General features: G+C 62.8%; 16 protein-coding genes, 1 tRNA gene and 1 pseudogene. 7 read left to right on the top strand and 11 right to left on the bottom strand.

Going from position 1 to position 20,050, the window contains the following annotated elements:
- Positions 1-99 precede the first annotated feature (99 nt).
- The 4 genes and pseudogenes from ACFFUC_RS08960 to ACFFUC_RS08945 all read right to left on the bottom strand — a co-directional run.
- Positions 100-983: pseudogene (locus tag ACFFUC_RS08960) on the bottom strand (IS5 family transposase); the annotation flags it as partial.
- Between the two features lie 117 nt (positions 984-1,100).
- Positions 1,101-1,190, bottom strand: a tRNA-Ser gene (locus ACFFUC_RS08955).
- 143 nt (positions 1,191-1,333) lie between these two features.
- Entirely contained in the window at positions 1,334-2,641 is a 1,308-nt protein-coding gene (gene preA / locus ACFFUC_RS08950) for an NAD-dependent dihydropyrimidine dehydrogenase subunit PreA (RefSeq protein ID WP_377685500.1), read from the bottom strand.
- Positions 2,634-3,980, bottom strand: a complete 1,347-nt coding sequence (locus ACFFUC_RS08945) for an NAD(P)-dependent oxidoreductase (protein ID WP_377685498.1) — start codon at positions 3,978-3,980, stop codon at positions 2,634-2,636. Before ACFFUC_RS08945 ends, preA begins: the two co-directional genes overlap by 8 nt.
- A 444-nt stretch (positions 3,981-4,424) precedes the next feature.
- On the opposite strand from ACFFUC_RS08945, the gene ACFFUC_RS08940 reads away from it, so the two are divergent.
- Together ACFFUC_RS08940 and ACFFUC_RS08935 are read left to right on the top strand one after the other, a co-directional pair.
- Positions 4,425-5,192: a HugZ family pyridoxamine 5'-phosphate oxidase gene (locus tag ACFFUC_RS08940; protein ID WP_377685496.1), complete on the top strand. Its 768-nt coding sequence runs from the start codon at positions 4,425-4,427 to the stop codon at positions 5,190-5,192.
- A 374-nt stretch (positions 5,193-5,566) separates the two neighbouring features.
- Positions 5,567-10,021, top strand: a complete 4,455-nt coding sequence (locus ACFFUC_RS08935) for a PAS domain S-box protein (protein WP_377685495.1) — start codon at positions 5,567-5,569, stop codon at positions 10,019-10,021.
- A 136-nt stretch (positions 10,022-10,157) separates the two neighbouring features.
- Here ACFFUC_RS08935 and ACFFUC_RS08930 read toward each other — a convergent pair whose 3' ends face one another.
- The gene (locus tag ACFFUC_RS08930) at positions 10,158-11,612 is read right to left on the bottom strand and encodes a nucleobase:cation symporter-2 family protein (protein ID WP_377685493.1); all 1,455 of its coding nucleotides are present in this window, start codon (positions 11,610-11,612) and stop codon (positions 10,158-10,160) included.
- A 758-nt stretch (positions 11,613-12,370) separates the two neighbouring features.
- Here ACFFUC_RS08930 and eco point away from each other — a divergent pair.
- From eco to ACFFUC_RS08915, 3 genes are all read left to right on the top strand, one after another.
- Positions 12,371-12,856: a serine protease inhibitor ecotin gene (gene eco / locus ACFFUC_RS08925; protein WP_377685492.1), complete on the top strand. Its 486-nt coding sequence runs from the start codon at positions 12,371-12,373 to the stop codon at positions 12,854-12,856.
- Positions 12,857-12,973: 117 nt separating this feature from the next.
- Positions 12,974-13,366 carry a hypothetical protein gene (locus tag ACFFUC_RS08920; protein ID WP_377685490.1) on the top strand — a complete coding sequence of 131 codons (393 nt, stop codon included), beginning with the start codon at positions 12,974-12,976 and terminating at the stop codon, positions 13,364-13,366.
- A gap of 441 nt (positions 13,367-13,807) precedes the next feature.
- Positions 13,808-14,113 carry a hypothetical protein gene (locus ACFFUC_RS08915; RefSeq protein WP_377685488.1) on the top strand — a complete coding sequence of 102 codons (306 nt, stop codon included), beginning with the start codon at positions 13,808-13,810 and terminating at the stop codon, positions 14,111-14,113.
- Positions 14,114-14,457: 344 nt separating this feature from the next.
- Here the strand turns inward: ACFFUC_RS08915 and ACFFUC_RS08910 are convergent, their stop codons facing one another.
- Complete coding sequence (locus ACFFUC_RS08910; protein WP_377685487.1) at positions 14,458-15,042, bottom strand: protein-tyrosine phosphatase family protein; 585 nt, start codon at positions 15,040-15,042, stop codon at positions 14,458-14,460.
- Between the two features lie 165 nt (positions 15,043-15,207).
- The gene (locus tag ACFFUC_RS08905; RefSeq protein WP_377685486.1) at positions 15,208-15,408 is read right to left on the bottom strand and encodes a hypothetical protein; all 201 of its coding nucleotides are present in this window, start codon (positions 15,406-15,408) and stop codon (positions 15,208-15,210) included.
- A 204-nt stretch (positions 15,409-15,612) separates the two neighbouring features.
- Here ACFFUC_RS08905 and ACFFUC_RS08900 point away from each other — a divergent pair, with 204 nt between their 5' ends.
- Both ACFFUC_RS08900 and ACFFUC_RS08895 read left to right on the top strand, forming a co-directional pair.
- Positions 15,613-16,176, top strand: a complete 564-nt coding sequence (locus tag ACFFUC_RS08900) for a HutD family protein (RefSeq protein ID WP_377685485.1) — start codon at positions 15,613-15,615, stop codon at positions 16,174-16,176.
- A gap of 252 nt (positions 16,177-16,428) precedes the next feature.
- Positions 16,429-16,779 (top strand): RidA family protein, encoded by a 351-nt coding sequence (locus tag ACFFUC_RS08895; protein WP_377685483.1) that lies wholly within the window; start codon positions 16,429-16,431, stop codon positions 16,777-16,779.
- 10 nt (positions 16,780-16,789) lie between these two features.
- Here ACFFUC_RS08895 and lpxB read toward each other — a convergent pair whose 3' ends face one another.
- Genes lpxB through fabZ form a run of 4 tightly spaced genes read right to left on the bottom strand, consistent with a single transcriptional unit; the run spans position 16,790 to position 20,029 of the window.
- Positions 16,790-17,944, bottom strand: coding sequence for a lipid-A-disaccharide synthase (gene lpxB / locus ACFFUC_RS08890; RefSeq protein ID WP_377685481.1), 1,155 nt, complete (start codon positions 17,942-17,944; stop codon positions 16,790-16,792).
- Between the two features lie 33 nt (positions 17,945-17,977).
- Positions 17,978-18,775, bottom strand: a complete 798-nt coding sequence (locus ACFFUC_RS08885; RefSeq protein WP_377685480.1) for an LpxI family protein — start codon at positions 18,773-18,775, stop codon at positions 17,978-17,980.
- Positions 18,772-19,557 (bottom strand): acyl-ACP--UDP-N-acetylglucosamine O-acyltransferase, encoded by a 786-nt coding sequence (gene lpxA, locus ACFFUC_RS08880; protein WP_377685478.1) that lies wholly within the window; start codon positions 19,555-19,557, stop codon positions 18,772-18,774. The genes ACFFUC_RS08885 and lpxA overlap by 4 nt, the downstream gene beginning before the upstream one ends.
- Positions 19,550-20,029 carry a 3-hydroxyacyl-ACP dehydratase FabZ gene (fabZ, locus tag ACFFUC_RS08875; RefSeq protein WP_377685476.1) on the bottom strand — a complete coding sequence of 160 codons (480 nt, stop codon included), beginning with the start codon at positions 20,027-20,029 and terminating at the stop codon, positions 19,550-19,552. Before fabZ ends, lpxA begins: the two co-directional genes overlap by 8 nt.
- Between the last annotated feature and the right edge of the window lie 21 nt (positions 20,030-20,050).

The following is a 20,050-nucleotide window of genomic DNA, read 5'->3' as shown; positions in this document are numbered from 1 at the left end:
TATTCGCATTGTTCATCTATGCTGTTGGTTTTAAGAGCGGTCCGGCGTTGTTGCAGAATTCCGAGCGGGGTCGCAGTTCCCGTTTCCCCAGCGGGTTTGAGCTCCGCGCTCGATCTCGGCAGTGCCGTGGGCATTGAAGCAGTTCATCAATGCGATGCGGATCCGGATTTCGGCGGCCCGGCGATCGGGATCGCGTGGGGCGGTCTGCTCGCCGAAGGATTCGAGGCACCGCATCATCGCCTCGCCCCGGCTTCGGGCATGATGGCTGGGCCATTGTTTCCAAGTAGTGCGCCCGAAGCGCTTGGTCGCGCGTGAGGTATATCGTGGCAGGCTCGGGCGGCAGGACAATCCTCCTTCCACAGGCGTCCGTTTTTGCGGATGGGTATGACCGCCGTGCCTCCACGATCCAGAATTGCCGTATAGGAAGCGCCGTGTGTCGAGGACACCATCACCCTTCACTATCCCGATTTCCTCATCCGGCGGGATCTGGCTCAAAAGCTCGGGTAGAGGCGGGCTGTCACCTTCGCGACTCTAGGTAAACTCCACCGCCCGAAGGTCGCCGTTGTCCGCGTCCATAGCCGAACGGACTTTGCGACACGGGCAGCGACGATGCGTGCCGTGCTTGCGGGCCAGCCGTTCGCCATCGCCGAAAAGCTTGATCCCTTGTTCAGTCGACCAGCAGGTTCGGGGGCCTCGGCCACAGCGGTTCGTGATCTGGGCCGTGATCCTCGCCTGTCTGCGGCTCAGGGTCGAGAAGTCCAGCACCGGCCGAGATGGTTGCCGAAGTGGGAGACCAAACAGCACCTTTACCATGAGGCGGAACTGAACGGCGGCATCGCCGAACACCCCTGACTTCCAGGCCTGGAGGCAAACCAAACCATGTCCCTGTCCGGCCAGGCAAGCAGCGAGCCACGCCGCTTCAGCGCCTCGTCATATGATTTCCAGTTCTCCGTGCGGTAGCGGGCCGATGCGGGCTTCGTCATGCCGAGATGTCAACATAAGGCATTCGCTTGATGAAGCCTGCGGAACGGAAAGTTCTGCAAAAACGCCGCCCCGACCCTCGAAATTACAAAAGAAATCAGCAGCTCAATCGGCGCAACTGGCGGAGGAGGTGGGATTCGAACCCACGGTGGAGTTCCCCCCACGTCGGTTTTCAAGACCGGTGCATTAAACCGCTCTGCCACTCCTCCGACGGGGATTTGTTAGCGCGGGAAAAGGGTTAGGGCAAGGGGGCGCGGCATCGAAAGAGCGGCTGAAACGCGCACGGTTCCGCCATTCGTCGGGCGCGCGTCCGAAGGGGCTCCGGACGCGCGGGAAGCAGGGTCTCCCTGCCCTATTCGGCGGCGTCTGCCGGCACGGCCATCGGGTTGTTGGGATGGGTCGTCCAATTCGCATAGGGCGCGACTTTGCGGCCGGTGCGCTCGTCGATCTCGCCGACCTCCAGCTCGCGCATGGTGATGCAGTTTTCGACCGGACAGACATCGACGCACAGGTTGCAGGCGACGCATTCGGCGTCATTGACGGTAAAGACCCGCCCCGGCCCCATGTTGATCGCTTGGTGGCTGGTATCCTCGCAGGCCGCATAGCAACGACCGCAGCTGATGCAAAGATCCTGATCGATCTGCGCCTTGGTCGTATAGTTGAGGTTGAGATAGCGCCAATCCGTGACGTTCGGAATGGCACGGCCGATCAGCTGGTCCATCGTCATCTCGCGGCTGTCGAGATAATCGTGCAGACCCGAGATCATCTCCTCCACGACCTTGAAACCATAGGTCATCGCGGCGGTGCAAACCTGTACCGTGCCCGCGCCGAGCGCCATGAACTCGGCGGCGTCACGCCAGGTCGTGACGCCGCCGATGCCCGAGATCGGCAGACGGGCGGTCTCGGGATTGCGGGCAATCTCGGCAACCATGTTGAGCGCGATCGGCTTGACCGCCGGACCGCAGAAGCCGCCGTGACTTCCCTTGCCGTCGATGGTCGGCTCGGGCGCGAAGAGATCCAGATCGACCGAGGTGATCGAGTTCACTGTATTGATCAGGCTGACCGCATCCGCTCCGCCGCGCAAAGCGGCCTCGGCAGGTTTGCGGACATCGGTGATGTTGGGCGTCAGCTTCACGATGCAGGGCATGCGCGAATATTGCTTCACCCAGCGTGTCACCATCTCGATATATTCGGGCACCTGCCCCACGGCCGAACCCATGCCGCGTTCGGCCATGCCGTGCGGGCAGCCGAAGTTCAGCTCGACCCCGTCCGCGCCGGTATCCTCGATCGCGGCGAGGATCGACTTCCAGCTCACCTCGTCGCAAGGCACCATCAGGCTGATGATCACCGCGCGGTCGGGATAATCGCGCTTGACCGATTTGATCTCGCGCAGGTTCACCTCGAGCGGGCGGTCGGTGATCAGCTCGATATTGTTGATCCCCAGAACACGCCGGTCCGCGCCGTAAACCACGCCGTAACGCGGGCCGTTGACGTTGACGACAGGCGGCCCCTCAAGCCCGAGGGTCTTCCACACCACCCCGCCCCAGCCCGCCTCGAAGGCGCGACGAACATTGACCTCCTTGTCGGTCGGAGGGGCCGAAGCCAGCCAGAACGGATTGGGAGATTTGATGCCGATGAAATTGCTGCGCAGGTCAGCCATGATCCGCCCCCATCAATTGCGCGTGGATGTCTTCGGCCGCATCGCGACCTTCGGCGACGGCGGTGACCGTCAGATCGTCCCCGCCCGTGGCGCAATCCCCGCCCGCCCAGACACCGGCAAGCGAACTGCGGCCCTTGTCGTCGACCGCGATCTTGCCGCCCGAGAGCGCGAGCCCCTCGGGATGGCCGGAAAGCCTTTGCCCGATGGCGCGGAAAAGCTGGTCGGCGGCAAGGCGGAAGCGCTCGCCGGTTTCCTCGAGCCCCGAGGCACCCTCGCGGGTATGGGCGAATTCGACCTCGCGCACGGCTCCATTGCCGTGAACCGCGACCGGCATGGCGTTGCAGATGATGCGCACGCCCGCGCGGGTCGCATGGTCCTGCTCGTGACTCGATGCCCCCATGCGCGACTGGCCGCGACGATAGACGATGGTGACGTTTTGCGCACCAAGGTGGCGCGCCTGCACCGCAGCATCGACCGCCGTCATGCCCCCTCCGATCACGACGACGTCGCGTCCGACCGGCAGCGCCGAGAGATCGCCGCTCTGGCGCAGCTCGCGGATGAAATCGACGGCATCATGGACCTGATCGCGCCCCTCGCCTTCTGCGCCCAAAGCGTTCACGCCCTGAAGCCCCATCCCGAGGAAAACCGCATCGTAATCGCGCTGGAGATCCGCAAGCCCGAAATCGCGCCCCAAAGCGGCTCCGGTCTTGACCGAGATCCCTCCGACCGAGAGCAGCCATTCGACCTCGCGGCCCGCAAAGCCGTCGACGGCCTTATAGGTCGCGATTCCGTATTCGTTGAGCCCGCCCGCCTTGGCGCGCGCGTCGAAAAGCGTGACCTCGTGGCCTTTGACGGCCAGCCGGTGCGCGGCCGAAAGTCCCGCCGGCCCCGCGCCGACCACAGCGACACGCTTGGCCGTGGGCGCTGCGCGTTTGAAGGGATGGCTGCCCTGATCCATCAGGTGATCGGTGGCATACCGCTGAAGCGCGCCGATCTGGACCGGCTTTCCTTCGGCGGCTTCGCGCACGCAAGAGCCTTCGCACAGGTTTTCGGTCGGACAGACGCGGGCGCAGATCCCGCCCAGAATGTTCTGGTTGAAGATCGTCATCGCCGCCGCATCGGGCGTTCCGGTCGAGATCTGGCGGATGAACAGGGGAATATCGATCGAGGTCGGGCAGGCCGTGACGCAGGGCGCGTCATAGCAGAAGTAGCATCGATCGGCAGCGACGCGGGCCTCGTGGTGATCGAGGGGCGGCGCAACATCGGAGAAATTGACGGCATAGACTTCGGTTGTCAGACGGCCCGGCACCACACCGGGCGTCAGCTGGCTATTGGACATCGCTTGGACCCCAGGCTGGCTGCTATCGAGAATCAGGCTGACACAGGTCTGATTTTTTATCAAATGGTAAAATTTCGGGACGATCTTTTCCGAAAGTTGCTGCAATTGCTGCCTATTTTCCCGTCAAACCGTCCCGCACCGCACCCAGATCCCGCGCCGCGTTGCAGCAACCGAAGGCGAAATCTCCCGCCGCATCGCAGCACCTGCGAGCAGGCTGTCCACCCCGCCAACAGCGCCAAACCGCACGCAACCCTGCGGGTCCGGTGCTTGCCGACATGCGAGAACATGCTATGAGTTTCGGGCCAGCCTGATCGCTGCCCCGCATGTCGGGCAAGGCGCAGCCAGCATCCATTCCCACGGCCCTTGCGGCGACAACCCGGGCGGCCCCATCCGGCCGCTTCGCCTGTCGGGCATTCCGGCCAAGCCTTTCGATTGGATAACAGCATGAATGCCATCACGCCTCGCGGTCTCGAGATCAATACCGCCGCCGCGCGCCCGCTCGACGCGATCCGGGTTTCGCGCAACTTGCTTCTGACCACGCGGGTCGCCTCGTTCGCGACGCTCGACCCCGGTGGTTTTCCCTATAATACCGCGACCAATCTTGCGGTCGAAGCCGACGGGACACCGGTTTTCTTTACCGCCTACCTCGCGCTTCACGCCCGCAATATCGAGGCCGATCCCCGCACCTCGATCACGCTGGCCGATCACGACAGCGATGTGATGACGAAGCCGCGCCTGACCCTTTCGGGCGTGCTGGAAAGGGTCACCGGCCCCGATTTCGAGGCACTCAAGGAGACCTATGCCGAGCGCTTCCCCAAATCGAAACTCTATCTCTCGCTGCCCGATACCCTGCTCTACCGTCTGCGCACCCAAGCGGTGCAGCTCAATGGTGGTCCGGCGCAGAATGCCAACAAGGTTGTGGCGCAGGATCTGGTCACCGACCTGTCCGGCGCCGGCGAGCTGATGGCCGCCGCACCGGCGCTGGTTGCCGATCTGAACGCGCAAGGCGCGGCTGCCGGTTTGGCGCGTGCAGCGGGTGCCGATCCGGCTGCGCGCTGGCGCGTGAGCACCATCGACCCCGAGGGGATCAACCTGAGCGCGCCGCAGGGACTCGCCCGCCTGTGGTTCGCCAACCGCGCCACCAATCCGCAGGAGTTCGCCGCAGAAGTCGCGGCCGGCCTGACGGTCTCCGTCCAAGGCGCGCCCGCCTGACACCCTGCCGAGCGGCCCCCCTTTCGGCGGTGCAGCATGAGCTGGCCCGACGGACGTAAAGCAGCCCGAGCGGAACGCTTTGCGTCCGCTTTTCTTTTCGCACCCACCCGAATCTGTCCGGCGAAGGAGCGCTTTTCCAGATCTTCCCCCCGTAACAGAGGATGGCCGCGAACAATCCAAGGTAGATTAACCTTTATTAAACACATCCCTTGGTAAATTCGCCTGCAGCGCGAATCCCTCTCGCGGCATTTTCGTCTGAGGATAGGTCCATAATGTGATTAAGAATTGCGTTATGCGCTAGATTAACCCGAAAATAACCCGATAATGCCTAACGTTAGCCCTACCGCCGTACTGCCCACGCCCCGGAACCGCCCATGCCAGATAGCTCGCCCATCCCCCAGCACCTGATTTTGCGCTGGAAGGATCTCGTCAACAGCCTGCTTGAGGTCCTCTCCGCCTCGGCAGTGCGCCTCGTCCGTCTAGGCAAGGATGGCGATATCGCGCTGGCGAGTGCCGGCGCGGCTTTGGCGCATCCTATAACGCGCGATGGCCTGGAAGAAGAACTGCTGCACCGCAGCGAAGATCGTTTCGACGGCGCCCACCAATTCGTGCTGGCGATCACCGGCCCCGATGGCGCGCGTTTTGGCGCTCTCGAAATCATCAGCCATGCGCCCGCGGGATTTTCCGACCTCCATCTGCGCCTCGCACGGCAATTGCGCGCCGCGGTCGAAGACCAGCTCGCACTGCACCGCGTTTCCGAACTTTCGCAGAACCAGCCTTCGGAAAATGCCGCGCCGGCCCCTGCCGATCCGGGCGCTTCGGCAGATGCGCCAGCCATCGTCCATCCTCCTGTACAGGTCACCGAACTGCGCTTCCGCCAGCTCGTTGAATCCTCGATGGATGACTATTTCATTCACGACGAAAGCGGCCGCTTCATCGACGTCAACGAACATGCCTGCACCAGCCTCGGCTATACCCGCGAGGAGCTTCTGGAACTGTCCGTTCCCGACATTTCCTGCGAACTGGTCGACGGAGAGCTGGACGACAACCTCGAGACCGCCTCGCGCGCGGGTAGCTCGGTCAAATTCAGCGCGCGCCATCGCCGCAAGGACGGGACATCCTTTCCGGTCGAGGTGATGGTGACCGCCCAGATCATCGGGGGTCAGCGCTACTTTCTCGGCATGGCGCGAGACATCACCGAACAAGCGGCCGCAAAAAAGGCGCTTGTCGATCTCAATGCCGAACTCGAGGAGCGGGTGACCCAGCGCACCAGCGCGCTGCGCTTCACCACGATGCAGCTGCGCGCGATCATGGACAACGTCCCCGACGCCCTGTCGCTGACCGATGCCGAAGGGCGCTTCCTTCTGGTCAACCCGATGGCCTGCAGCCTTCTGCAAAGCGAACCCGAATTCATCGTCGGCCGCACGATCGGAGAGCTGCTCGATCCCGAAACCGCGCAACGCATCCGTTCCACTGTCGCCGAGGTCATAACCTCGGGCGAGGCCAGCACCACCGAGGAACTCCTTGCGGTCGCGGGGCAGGAACGCGTCCTTTTGACCACCCGCACGCCGCTCAAGGACGAAAGCGGCACGGTCATCGGTCTGGTCACGCTCTCGCGCGACATCACCGAACGCAACCTTGCCGAAATGGAGCTGCGGGTCGAACGCGAACGCCTGACGCTTGCCGCTGATGTCAGCGGACTGGCGGTTCTCGACTACCATCCCTGTAACGGCAGCCTGATCTCGAACGACGAACTGCAGCGTTTCTTCAAGATCCCGTCCGACGAGATCACGCTGGACCGGCTGGTGGCCGCGGTCCACCCCGACGACCGCGCGCTCTTTCGCGCCATTCTCGAAGGGACCGCGGGCGACATTCCGACGGAACAGACCAACCTGCGCCTTCTGGCCGGCGGCGATCGTCAATGCTGGTTCACCGCCGCCTCGCGCGTGATCTCGACCGGCAGCTACGACGAAGACGGCACCCGCGTGCTCACCGTCATCTATGACGTGACCGAAACGAACAATGCGGCGATCGCGCTGCGCCAGAGCTATGCTTCGCTGCAACGCGCCGAACGGCTGGCGCGGGTCGGTTCCTGGACAATCGACCCCGAAACCGAAATGCTGTATCTTTCGGACACCTTGTGCGAGATGAACCAGATCCCGAACGGCAGCGCCCTTTCGGTGGCCGATCTCGCCCAGGCAACCACCCCCGAGGATTTCGCACGTCTCCATCGCGCGATCCGCAACTGTCTGGAAAACGGCACGCCCTATATGGTCGATGTCCTCCATTTCACACCCGACGGCGGCCGTTTCAGCGCCGAGGTCCGCGGCGAGCCGGTCTATGACGCAAACGGCAAGCTGACCATGATTTCGGGCACGCTACAGGATGTCAGCCTGCGCGAGGCTGCGCGCATCCAGATGGCGGCAATTGCCGACAGCCTGCCCAACGGCGCGATCTATCGTATCGACTTCCTCTCGCCCGAGATCGGCCTTTCGGGCGATGCGGCGACGGAAACCGAAATGGTGCTCTCCTATATCAGCGCCGGGATCGAGCCGCTGATCGGCTATAGCGCCGATGCCGTGGCGGCCAATCCCTCGCTTCTGGTCAGGTCCGTCCACCCCGAGGATCGCGACCGCTATCTCGAGGCCTCGCGGCTCGCGACTTTGGCGCAGACCAATTTCGAGTGCGATTTCCGCGTGATCCGGCCCGACGGCACGACCGCCTGGCTTCAGGTCCGCTCCGCGCCGCGCCTGCACGAGGGCGGGCGCGTCTGGGACGGGATCATCCTCGACGTGACCCGTGCCTATGAAACCGCCGAGGCCCTGCGCCACGCCAAAGAAGCCGCCGAAGCCGCCGAGCGCGCAAAGGCCGATTTCCTCGCCACTATGAGCCACGAAATCCGCACGCCGATGAACGCCGTGATCGGCATGACGCGGCTTGCGATGCAGACCGACCTGTCGCCGCGCCAGCAAAACTATCTCGAAAAGATCGACACTTCGGCGCGGGTGCTGCTCGGCATCATCAACGACATACTCGATTTCTCGCGCATTGAAGCGGGCGCGATCGATCTCGAGGATATCGATTTCACCCTCGAATCCGTTCTCGAAACCCTCTCCAACGCGACCTCGCTCAAGGCCGAGGAAAAGGGGCTGGAAGTGATCTATGCAATCGCTCCCGAGGTTGCGCGCACGATGCGCGGCGACCCGTTGCGGCTGGGGCAGATCCTGATCAACCTCGTCGGCAACGCGGTCAAATTCACCCAGAAAGGCGAGATCCTCGTGTCCGTCGACACCGCCGGCGGGACCAATCCGCAGGATCCGCGCTTGTTGCGGTTCTCGGTGCGCGACACAGGGATCGGCCTCGAGCCCGAGCAGATGTCCATGCTGTTCCGCCCCTTTGCCCAAGCCGACAACCGCACCGCCCGCCGCTTCGGCGGCACCGGTCTCGGCCTGTCGATCAGTAAAAAGCTGGTCGATCTGATGGGGGGCGAAATCTCGGTCGAAAGCCGCAAAGGCGAAGGCAGCACCTTCAGCTTCACCATCGCCCTGAATATGACCCTCAGCCCCAAACAAAGGCTCGCGCAGGCATTCCAGGACAAACGCGCGCTTATTGTCGACGATATCGCCACCTCGCGCGAGACCCTGTCGGCCATGATCGCGCAATTCGGGGTTACGGCACAAACGGCCTCCTCGGGTCCCGAGGCCTTGGCAATCCTGCATGACGCGGCCGCGCGCGGCAAAGCCTTCGATGTCGTCTTGATGGATTGGCGCATGCCGGGCATGGACGGTGTCGAGACGGCGCGACATATCCGCAGCGACAAGTTCCTGCGCGATACACCCGCCGTTTTGATGGTAACCGCCCATGCCGGCGAAGAGATCATTCGCAATGTCGATACTCTGGAATTGCAGGGGTTGCTGATCAAACCGGTGACGGAATCCGTGCTTTTCAACGCGATCCAGCCGATCTTCGACTCCCGCCAGCTCAAGGTGGTTCCGGCGAACGAGATCCTCGTGAGCCATCAGCGCCATCCCGCCATCCTGCGCGGCAGCCGTGTACTGGTTGTGGACGACAACCTCTTCAACCTCGAGGTCGCGACCGACTTCCTCGAACTCGCGGGGGTTCATGTCACCACGGCGGAATCCGGTTTCGAGGCACTCGACCAGCTCGAGGCCAAGCGCTTCGACGCGGTTTTAATGGATATGCAGATGCCGGAGATGGATGGTCTCGAAACCACCAAGCGGATCCGCGAGATCCAGAGTTTGCGCGATCTTCCGGTGATCGCACTGACGGCGCAGGCGCGGGTCGAGGATCGCGAGGCCACGCTTCTGGTCGGAATGGCGGCCCATCTGACCAAACCGATCGACGAAAGCCTGCTCTATTCGACCCTTGCCTCGGTGCTCGACGGCCAGATGACTCCGATGCAGCTCGCGGCTCCGGAACCGGAGCCCGAGATCGCAACCCCTGCGATCGATCTGGCAAAAGCGCTCGAACGGGTGCGTGGCGACCGTCAGCGGCTCGACCGGATGCTTGACCTCTTCCTGCGCGACTTTGCCGAATGCCCCAACCAGCTACGCGATGCCTTGGAAGCGAAAGATGCCAAGGCGCTTGGTGCTGTCGCCCACCGCGTCCGCGGCGTCGCTGGCTATTTCGGCGCCGACCAGATGTTCAAACATGCCGAAACGCTGGAGCTGGCGATCTACAACGGCGAGACGGAAGATCTGAAAATCCACACAGGAAAACTTGTCGCCAGCCTCGAAGCGGTTCTGGTGACTTGTCGTCGGGCGCTGGACGATGCCGAAAGCCTATCGCGCGATCCTGTCGGCGGTTAGATCTCGCCGGCATCGCCGACGCTACGGGCCAGCAGCTCTTGGGATCGTCCGTTTGGAGGTTCCAGATCCAAAGAAGAAGGGCGCAAGAGACCGGATCTCTTGCGCCCTTCCTTATCCTCGGCGGATCACTTGATCCTTAATGGGCCGCGGGCCGAACCATCGGAACCTCGTTGCCCTCGCTGTCGAAGAGCTTGCCGTCCTTGACATAGTCGCCCTCCTCCAGCGGTGCGAGATCGGCGAAGCGGATTGTGCGCTCGGAGGCTACTCCGAAGACCGAAGGCTCCTCGGAATTTCCGGCTTTGACATGGTTGAACAGCAGGTTGAGCACGATCGCCATCAACGCCGACGAGCTGATGCCCGAGTGGAAGATGGTCTCGACCCAATCAGGGAACTGCGCGTAGAAATCGGGCAGAACGATCGGGATCGTGCCGAAGCCGATCGAGGTCGCGACGATGATCAGGTTCATATTGTTGACGTAATCGACGCGCGACAGGGTGCGGATACCGCTGGCGGCAACCGTGCCGAACAGCACGATGCCCGCGCCGCCCAGAACCGGGCTCGGGATCGCGGCAACGACGCGGCCCATCACCGGCAAAAGCCCGAGCAGGACCAGAATGACACCGCCGGTTGCGACGACATAGCGGCTTTTGACGCCGGTGACCGCGACGAGACCCACGTTCTGCGCGAAGGCGCTTTGCGTGAAGGAGCCGACGAAAGGCGCGAACATGCTCGAGAGCATATCGGCGCGCAGCCCGTCACCGAGGCGGTGCGAATCGACTTTGGTCTCGACGATATCGCCGACCGCGAAAATATCGGCCGAGGTTTCGACGAGGGTCACGAGAATGACGATGAACATCGACAAGATCGCCGCCACGCCGAAAGTCGGCATGCCGAAGTGGAAAATCTGCGGCAGGGCGAAATAGGGCCCCTGGCTGACCTGCGAGAAATTGGTCATGCCGAGCGCATAGGCAATGCCCGTGCCGATCACGAGAGCGAGCAGGATCGACAGGCGCGAGATCGCGGCATTGCCCACTTTGCTCAGCAAAAGCACGATGGCCATTGTCCCGAGAGCAAGCATGACATTCGCGGGGCTGCCGAAATCGGGAGCCGAGCTATTGCCGCCCATCGCCCAACGGCCCGCAACCGGCATCAGCGTCAGGCCGATGGTGGTGATCACGATACCCGCGACAAGCGGCGGAAAATACTTTGTCACACGCGCAAATATCGGCGTGATCAAGAGCCCGATGAAGGACGAGGCAATCACCGCGCCGAAAATGGCCTGAATGCCGCCATTGGCCGAAATCGCGATCATCGTCGCAACGCCGGCGAAGGACACGCCCTGTACAAGAGGCAGCTGGCAGCCGAAGAACGGCACGCCGATCGTTTGCAGGATCGTCGCCACCCCGCCCGCGAAAAGCGATGCGGTGATGAGCAGCCCGATTTCGCTCGGGCTCAATCCGGCAGCCTGTCCGACGATCAGGGGAACGGCGACAATACCGCCGTACATGGTCAGAATATGTTGGATACCATAGGCCAAGTTTGCGAAAAGCCCCAGCTTCTCGTCTTCCGGCCGTGCGGAAAGTGTTTCCACGTTTGAAGTACTTTGCAAGGTTCTCTCCCCTTCCCTGGCAAAAACGTCATCCCCTGGTGAGACTGGCGGAACTTAGAGGGAATTTTCGGGGACCGCTTTCTCGGAAATATTTAAGCTATCTTAAGATTTGGAGTAAAATGAGAATTCGGGTCACAAAACGGCATGCTGTCGCGGCGCAATGACATGGCGCAACGAACCACCGACCTCGTTTCCGCCGCAAATATTGGGCATGTTTTCAGGTCGATGAAGGGCCGTGGTCGAGCTCTATAAGATTAGGCTTCCGTAACGTCGCTTTCCAGTCAGGACACCATTTCCGCGGCCGGACAAGGCACGAATTCGTCATTCTGGTGATCCGCGCGCAACACCGAAGGCCGCAAAAGGGTGATTTTCGGCACGGCAAAGACGGGAAACCGCCGAGAGTCACGCCATTGTCATGCCGCCCGCGCGAATCGGCGCTTTGGCGAGTGGAGGGTGCAGCCAACGCGGCTCAGGCTTGCGTGCAGGAGCGCCTATCCGCACGCGTGCAAGGCCGCTCACAACTGCGACAGCGAGAACAGATCGCCGTGATCGGAGCGCGAGCACGCACTGGAAACCGCCGGGATCTGACCGTTTGCATTTTATTATTTCTTAATCTTTTCATGCAATTGTCGCGGAACCTTCCCGCCCCGCCCACAAGGAGATCCGGAAAGCCGCATCAGTTGTCATCACCGCAAGGCTCTGCCACCTTAAGGCGACTTCATGTTTTCAGGAGCTTAGACATGACGAAACTCTCCCTTGGCATCGCGGCATTGAGCCTGATGACGGTGACCATGCCCGCCCTCGCCCAAAGCGGGGCCAGCGATCTGGCGCCCTTTCCCGCAGCCGAGGAAGGCCTCACCCGTCAGGTCATCCAGCTCGAAGAGCAGCCGAACGAAGATCTGCTGCGGGTCGAAGTCGTCGCCGGCAAAATGCTCGAGGTCGACTGCAACCGCGTCATGATCTCGGCAAACCTCGAAACCAAGACCGTCGAAGGCTGGGGCTACGACTATCTCGTCGTCGATCAGGTTTCCGAGCCCGCCAAGACCTTGATGGCCTGCCCCGACGGCAAAACCGAAACCGCCTTCGTGCCGTTGAACCTCGGCCCCGAAGCGGTGCGGCGCTACAACAGCAAACTGCCGGTTGTCGTCTATGCGCCGGCGGATATCTCGGTGAAATACCGCATCTGGCGTACCGACGAAGCCCTGAGCGACGCGGTCGCGCAGTAAACCGGCCTCCCGGCCCAAGCGGCCGGGGCCATCCTTTCGGGGTGATTTTCCCTAGGGCAAGCCATTGACCTCATTCGCGATAATCGATGTGATGCGGCAAGCGAAAAAGGGAAAGACATGAAAACTATTCTCGCCTGTGGCGTCACCCTTCTGGGCCTTGCCGCCTGCACTCCCACCGATCCCTATGCCCGCGTCGCGGCACAAGCGGTGCCGCCAAGCGCCGAGCTCAAGGCCAGCATCGTTCAGGATGCAAAAGAGATCGTCTATGATCCGCGCTCGGTGCGCAACGCACAGATCTCCAATGTCGCGACCTTCGCCGACGGCACTCAAGGCGTCTGTGTGCGCGCCGATGTGAAGAACGCGCAGGGCGTCTATATGGGCGCGCATAACATGGGGCTGCGGATCCGTGACGGCAAACGCGATGTCGCGGCGCTCGAGCATCCGCTCTGCGAGCGTGCCGACATCACCTGGCAGCCCTTCCCCGAGCTCGAGGGCAAGCGGAAGCGCTAAGGTCTTCCCCCGAATCCCGGGGCGAAGATTCCGATCGGGCGGCCGGATGCAGACATTCGGCCGCCCTTATTGTTCCCAAAATCAGGACAATCGGCGAGCTTTGTTGCGGACAAGCGACAAAACCGCAGGTTGCGCCCGTCTTCGACGCTCGAAATCACAGAAAAATCCCGAAAATCGAGGCAATCTGTCTGCCATACAAGGCAAAATGACATTTTTACCGTGCAAATTGTAGCGCTTTCTGCACCTATAACGCGAAATTAGCCCATGTTTTCAACCCCCCTTAAGGGGGATCTAGGCATGATTACCTATGCCCTGAACGTTTTCCAAAACATCGCGTTAACCTCTCGTAACGAACGGGAGACAGCGGTCGTATCACCAAAGCCGGCATGATGACGGCACCGGATACGGGCGTTGCGAGACAAAGTGAAGTGAGGTTTTCGAATGCCTGCCAACAAGATCATCAACCACACGATGACTATTCGTGAAGAGCTCGAAGGCCTCATGGACCGTCACGAGCCCGGCACCCAGAACGAGTTTGTCGCAGAAGCCTATATCTCGGCTTCCGAGTTCCTGATCTGGGCCGCGGAAATGGCTGCGACCGGCAAAATGAGCGACGGCACCATGAGCCTGCAGGCCCTGGTTGCGGCGGCGCGCAAAAAATTGGAAGAAGCCGAGCAAGCGGTCTACGCGGCGGTTCTTTCGGCGGCCAAGCCGAAAGTGGCTTACTTCCCCGTCGCTGCCGAATAAGCGGGCGACCGCTCCGGCAGGTCAAGCGTCCGGGGCCCGAAGCGCGAAAGTGCCCCCCTGTTGCTGTTCGCAGCCTCGGGTTCCAAATCAGCTCCGCGATGGCCGCATGATGGCGCAAAACCTCCCTTTGCGCCGCGCGGCGGGATGGATATCCCTCAAGGATCTGATTTGCCGGCCCCAGATCGAGACGCGAACGGCAACCCGCATTCGCGAAAAGGGCTCCGGACGATTGACGTCGATCATAGCCTTGGCTGCGCCGGATGTGGCTGCATCCGTCCAAACGATCAAGGGGCAGCCTGACCTTCGTCCGGCCGCCCCTTTTTCTTGGCACCTGCCCGAGCGCCTCAGCCGCGCAGCAAGAGCGCGAGCGCCTCGCCACGTGCAAGCTCGTCGGCAAGAGACAGCATATCGGGTAGCGGATAGGTCGCACGATTGCCGCGCAGCTCGCGGATCATCGCGATGGTTTGCCCGAGCGAAGGAAAATCGCCGGGCGCTTTGAGATGTAGATATAGCGCCAGAACCGCGACCGAACGCGAACGCCCGCCGCGACAATGGACCAGCACATGCCCCGCGCGATGGGCCGGATAATGCGGTCTGCCGGGGCTTGCCTGCGTCACCAAGCCATCGAGGGCCAGAACCGCTGCAGCCATATGGGTCGCACTATTCCCCGCCCCGTCGATCAGCCCGACTTTGGCGCGGCGCAGATGGGTTCCGTCGGGCAGCTGCAATTCGGCCGCGTGAACGTTCAGCGCCACATTCAGCGAGGCGGTGATCCCTGCCTGCAAAAGGGCCTCGGGGTCACTGGCCGCGACCAGATTGCCGACGAAAAGGCGGCAGAGACTGCCGTCGGGGCGCGCAACACCGGCCACCGGCAAAAGAACCGGCGTCGCGTCTTCGTTCTTTTCGGCCAGCCCATCGTGGTTCAGCATAGATCTTCACTTTCTTCTGCGCCCGTCGTGGCGACGCGGTGCCCAAAGCACCATCGTCCGGCAAGCGCCTTTTGCAAAGAGGGCGCCGCCGCCAGACTGCCGAAAGCCGGCATCAGATGGCGGGCACGGGCGTCACCCGAACCCGCATAACCGCAGCGACCGTGATCAGCTGGTCGTCAACAGCGCGGAGGCACCCTTTTCGGGGGCCTCGAAACCGGCCAGAAGGCGCAAGAATATGGTCTTGCTGCCAACCGAAGGGCCGAAAACCGGCAGAAACTCCCACGCCGCGAGTACATTGTGGATCCCGTAGGGCATGCTGGTCCCGATAACGATTTTTCCGCCCCGTGGCAGGCGGATATGGATCATTCTTCATCGGCCTTCGGTCGCCATTTGGGCTTGGCGGTGACAGGAAAACATCACCCTTTTGTATCGGTCAGGGTCAAGTCCCGTGAATTGCGTGCGCGGCGGCAGCCCCTGCCGCGGCAGCTTCGATACAATCGCGCCGCGGGATTGGAGATTGCGCCTGCATGACCTAGAAAGAGGAGCAACTTTCTGACCGACGGTCCCATCATGATCATTCTTCGCGCCGAGGATCACCGCCGCATGCCGTGGAAAAACGGCAAGGGCGTTACCATCGCGATCGCCATCCATCCCGCAGATGCCAGCGTCGAGAATTTCGACTGGCGGCTGAGCACCGCAACCGTCGACAGCGACGGGCCTTTTTCGGTCTTCGAGGGGATCGAGCGCAGCCTTTCGGTTCTGACCGGCGACGGGCTGGTCCTTTCGGTCGAGGGACGCGAGGATGCGGCCCTGACCATCGACAGCGCCCCCCTGACCTTTCCCGCCGACAGTCCGACCCATGCACGTCTGACCGGCAGCGCGATCACCGATCTCAATGCGATGACGCGGCGGGCAAGGGCCACGCACCGCCTGAGCCATCACGCGGTGTCGGGCAGCGCGGAGCTGGTTCTGAACGGCGATGACTGTCTGGTCTTCTGTGGCGAGGGTACGGTGCGTGTGGGCAATGTGACGCTTTCTCCGCTCGATTGCCTGCGCCTTTCCGGCTGCCGCGACCAGACGCTGCTGGCCGAGGGCTCGGGCAGGCTCTATCTCGCCGAGTTTTCCAGCATCTGACGACAACCCCCTGATTTGACGCCAAACCTTTACCGCCCCGCCCGCAGGACCAACCGGATTTGCGGGCGGGGCGCGCCTGCGGCGGATCTGCCCAAAAGAGCGGCAGTTTTCGCCGATCTTGCCGTTGTCACCCGCGAAAAGCGCCTCCTCGGGCGCATTTCCCGCGCTTGGCGCATTGATCGCCGCCCGAGCCTTTGGCACAACTTCCCCATTCGACTGACGCCTCCGTCAGCACAACACAAAGGAAGTTCCATGTCCGAGATCAAACGGATCGAAGTCGGCGCGCGCATGAGCGAAGCGGTCATCCACAACGGCACCATCTATCTGGCAGGCCAGATCGGCACGCCGGGCAAATCGGTCGCCGAGCAAACGCAGGAATGTCTGGCCGAGGTCGACCGTCTGCTTGCGCTGGCCGGTTCCGACAAGACCCGCATCCTCAAGGCGCAAATCTGGCTTGCCGATATCGCTTCGGACTTTCCGGCGATGAACGGGGTCTGGGACGCCTGGGTTCCGGCAGGCCATACGCCCGCCCGCGCAACCGGTCAGGCGCTTCTGGCGACCCCCGAGCACAAGGTCGAGATCATCATCACGGCCGCGCTCTAAGCGCGATCAATCAGGTGGTCGGCTGCAGAAAGCCGATCACCGAACGCGCGGCACGCAGGCCCGGAGCCTCGCCGCCGCGACCCAAACGCTCCATCGTCAGATCCATCGCGGCAAGCTGGCGCGCGCGTGCCGCCGGATCGTCGAGCAATTCCGCCAAAGCCGCCGCAATCGGGCCGGGCTGGCAGGACTTGCCGAGGAACTCGGGCACAACGCGGGTTTCGCTGACCAGATTGACCAAAGTCACCGTATCGGTTTTCAGCAACATTCCGATCAGCAACCGGCTGAGCGGCGCGACATCATAGCCGATCACCATCGGCAGACGGTTGGCGGCAAGCTCGAGGCTGACGGTGCCCGAGGCCGCAAGCGCGAGATCGGCCGCCGCGAAAGCCGCGCGTTTCTGTGCGCTTTCCTCGACCACGATCGGGGCGGTGGGCCAGCGTTTGCTCATGTCGTGCACGATTTTCGCCACACCCGGCACGGTCGGAATCACGACGCGGATTTCGGGCATGCGGTCGCGCAGACGCATCAACGCCTCGTCGAAACGCGGGCCGAGACGGGAAACCTCGCTGCGCCGCGAACCGGGCAGGCAGAGCACCAAGGGCGCCTCGGGGGCGATGTCATAGGCCGCGCGGAAGGCGGCGGCCTCTTCGGGACCAGCCACGCTTTGGGTCGCAACCGGATGGCCCACGAAATCGCAACTCATGCCTGCGGCACGCATCAGGGGCGGCTCGAAAGGCAGGATCGCCAGCACATGGTCGATGACCTTGGCCATTTTTTCGGCCCGCCCGCTGCGCCATGCCCAGACCGAGGGCGCGACGTAATGGGTGGTCTTCAGATCGGGCAGCAGAGCGCGGGCCGATTTTGCGACGCGCAGGCAGAAATCGGGGCTGTCGATGGTGATCAGCACATCGGGGCGCGCTTCAGCAATCGCCTCGGCGGTCTCCGCGATGCGGCGCTTGAGATGCCGGTACTTCGGCAGAACCTCCCAGATCCCCATGATGCTCAACTCCTCCATCGGGAATTGGCTGGTCAGACCTTGGGCGGCCATAGCGTGCCCGCCGATCCCGACGAATTCGGCGGCGGGGTCGAGGCTGCGCAGCCCCTCCATCAGGGCTGCGCCGAGATTATCGCCCGAGGGCTCTCCGGCAATCAGGAAATAGCGCATGATCCACTCCTGTGGCCTTGCGGGCAAAGGGCCTCAGCCGCGTGCCCAGAGAAAGAGACCGGCCGCGCGGGCATCGGCCAAAGTGCGCTCGCGCTCCAGCAAGATGACCCCGCCCGCCTCCCAGGCGATACCGGCGAGATCGGCCGCAGCGGCGCGGCGCACCGTATCCGGCCCGATGGTCGGCAGGTCGATCCGGCGGTCCTGCGCGGGTTTCGGCGCCTTGTAGAGCACGCCTTTCGCGCCTTTGGCGTTGGGCCGCAGATCGCGGTGCAGCGCTGCAAATTCCAGCATGGCGTCGGTGCCCGGCAAGGCCTCGACCGCAAGGCAGAGCCCCTGCGCCACAATCGCGCCCTGCCCGATATCGAGCGGCCCGAGCCCCGCCACGATCCGCGCGGCATAATCGGCATCCTGACGGTCGCGCTCAGAAGGCTCGCCGACCAGCAGCCCCTCGGCCGGAACCAGCGAGGGCAGGATCTGGTCGATCGCGCGCACCGAAAGGCCGCTTTCCTCGAAGACCGCAAGGACCTCGCGCAGCGCGGCATCGTCGCCGGTCTGCATCGCGTTGAGAATGCGCGGCACGATCTGCATGGTGCGCGGATCAAAGAGCGCGGGGTCAAGGCGCGGGCGACGGATCGCACCGGCAAAGACCACTTCGGTCACGCCCTCATCGGCAAGATGGTCGAGAAAGGGCAAGAGGCGCTCGAGCCGGAACGGTTTGGCGGGGGCCTCGACATCGAGCCCCTCGAGCGCGAACACCAGCGGTGCATCCAATGCGGATACGACGGCGGGGGCCAGTTTGCCCTCGCCTGCGATAACGGCGATCTTGCTCATGGATGCGGTGCCAGAAAGCTGCGGTCCGAGGGACCAAGAATAAAATCAAGCACTTCGCGGACCTTCTCGGATTGTTCGTCTTCCGCCATGCGGCGGGCGCTGTCGCGGAAAGAGCCTTTGCCCAGCCCCGCAAGCATGTCGCGCAAAGCGTGCATCTCGTCGCGCGAGGCACCACGGCGCTTGAGCCCGACAAGGTTCAACCCGTCGAGATGGGCGCGCGGCCCCTGCACGAGGCCGAAGGGAATGACATCGGCGGCAACCATGCTGAGCGCGCCGATCATCGCGCCACGCCCGATGCGCACGAATTGGTGCACGCCCGAGAGGCCGCCGACAATCACGTCGTCTTCCAGCACGCAATGGCCTGCAATCGCGACATTGTTGACCAAAATCACGCGGTTGCCGACGCGGCAGTCATGCGCGACATGGGCACCGGCCATGAAGAGGCCGTCATCGCCGACCGAGGTCAGCGCGCCGCCGCCCTCGGTGCCGGGGTTCATCGTGACATATTCGCGGATGCGGTTGCGCTTTCCGATCTCCAGACGGGTCTTTTCGCCGTGGAACTTCAGATCCTGCGGCACTTCGCCAAGCGAGGCAAAGGGAAAGACGACGGTTTCGTCGCCGATCACCGTATCGCCGGTCACGACGACATGGGATTTCAGAACCACCCCTGCCCCCAGCCGGACCTGAGGCCCGACGAGGGTAAAGGGGCCGATCTCGCAGCCCGGACCGATTTCGGCACCGGGCTCGATGATCGCGCTGGGATGGATGCGCGTCTCAGCCATCGGAGCCACGGTTCAGCATCGCCATGACCTCGGCCTCGGCGCAAAGCGTATCGCCGACCATGGCGCGCGCCTCGAACTTCCAGATCTTGCCGCCGCCGCGCATGGTTTTGACATGAAGCTCGAGCACATCGCCCGGCACCACTTTGGCGCGGAAGCGGCATTTGTCGATCGACATGAAATAGGTGCCCATGCCCTTGTCGGCGAGATTCTGGCTGACGCCAACCAGAACGGCCGCCGATTGCGCCATGGCCTCGATGATCAGAACGCCCGGCATGACCGGCTCCTGCGGGAAGTGGCCTTCGAAATGCGGCTCGTTCGAGGTCACGTTCTTGATGCCGACCGCGCTGACATTGGGAACAATGTCTTTGACCTTGTCGACCAGAAGGAAGGGATAGCGATGCGGCAGGATCCGCTTGATCAAGCCCAGATCGGCCTCGGTCGGGGGGACATAATCATTGTCGTCGGTGGCCATAACATTCCTCTCGGGTCGTTT

This window comes from Paracoccus cavernae (assembly GCF_042430175.1).
In the GTDB taxonomy this organism is placed as follows: Bacteria; Pseudomonadota; Alphaproteobacteria; order Rhodobacterales; family Rhodobacteraceae; genus Paracoccus; species Paracoccus cavernae.
Note: the sequence above shows the minus strand (reverse complement) of the source record. Positions and strands in the feature narration are given on the sequence as shown.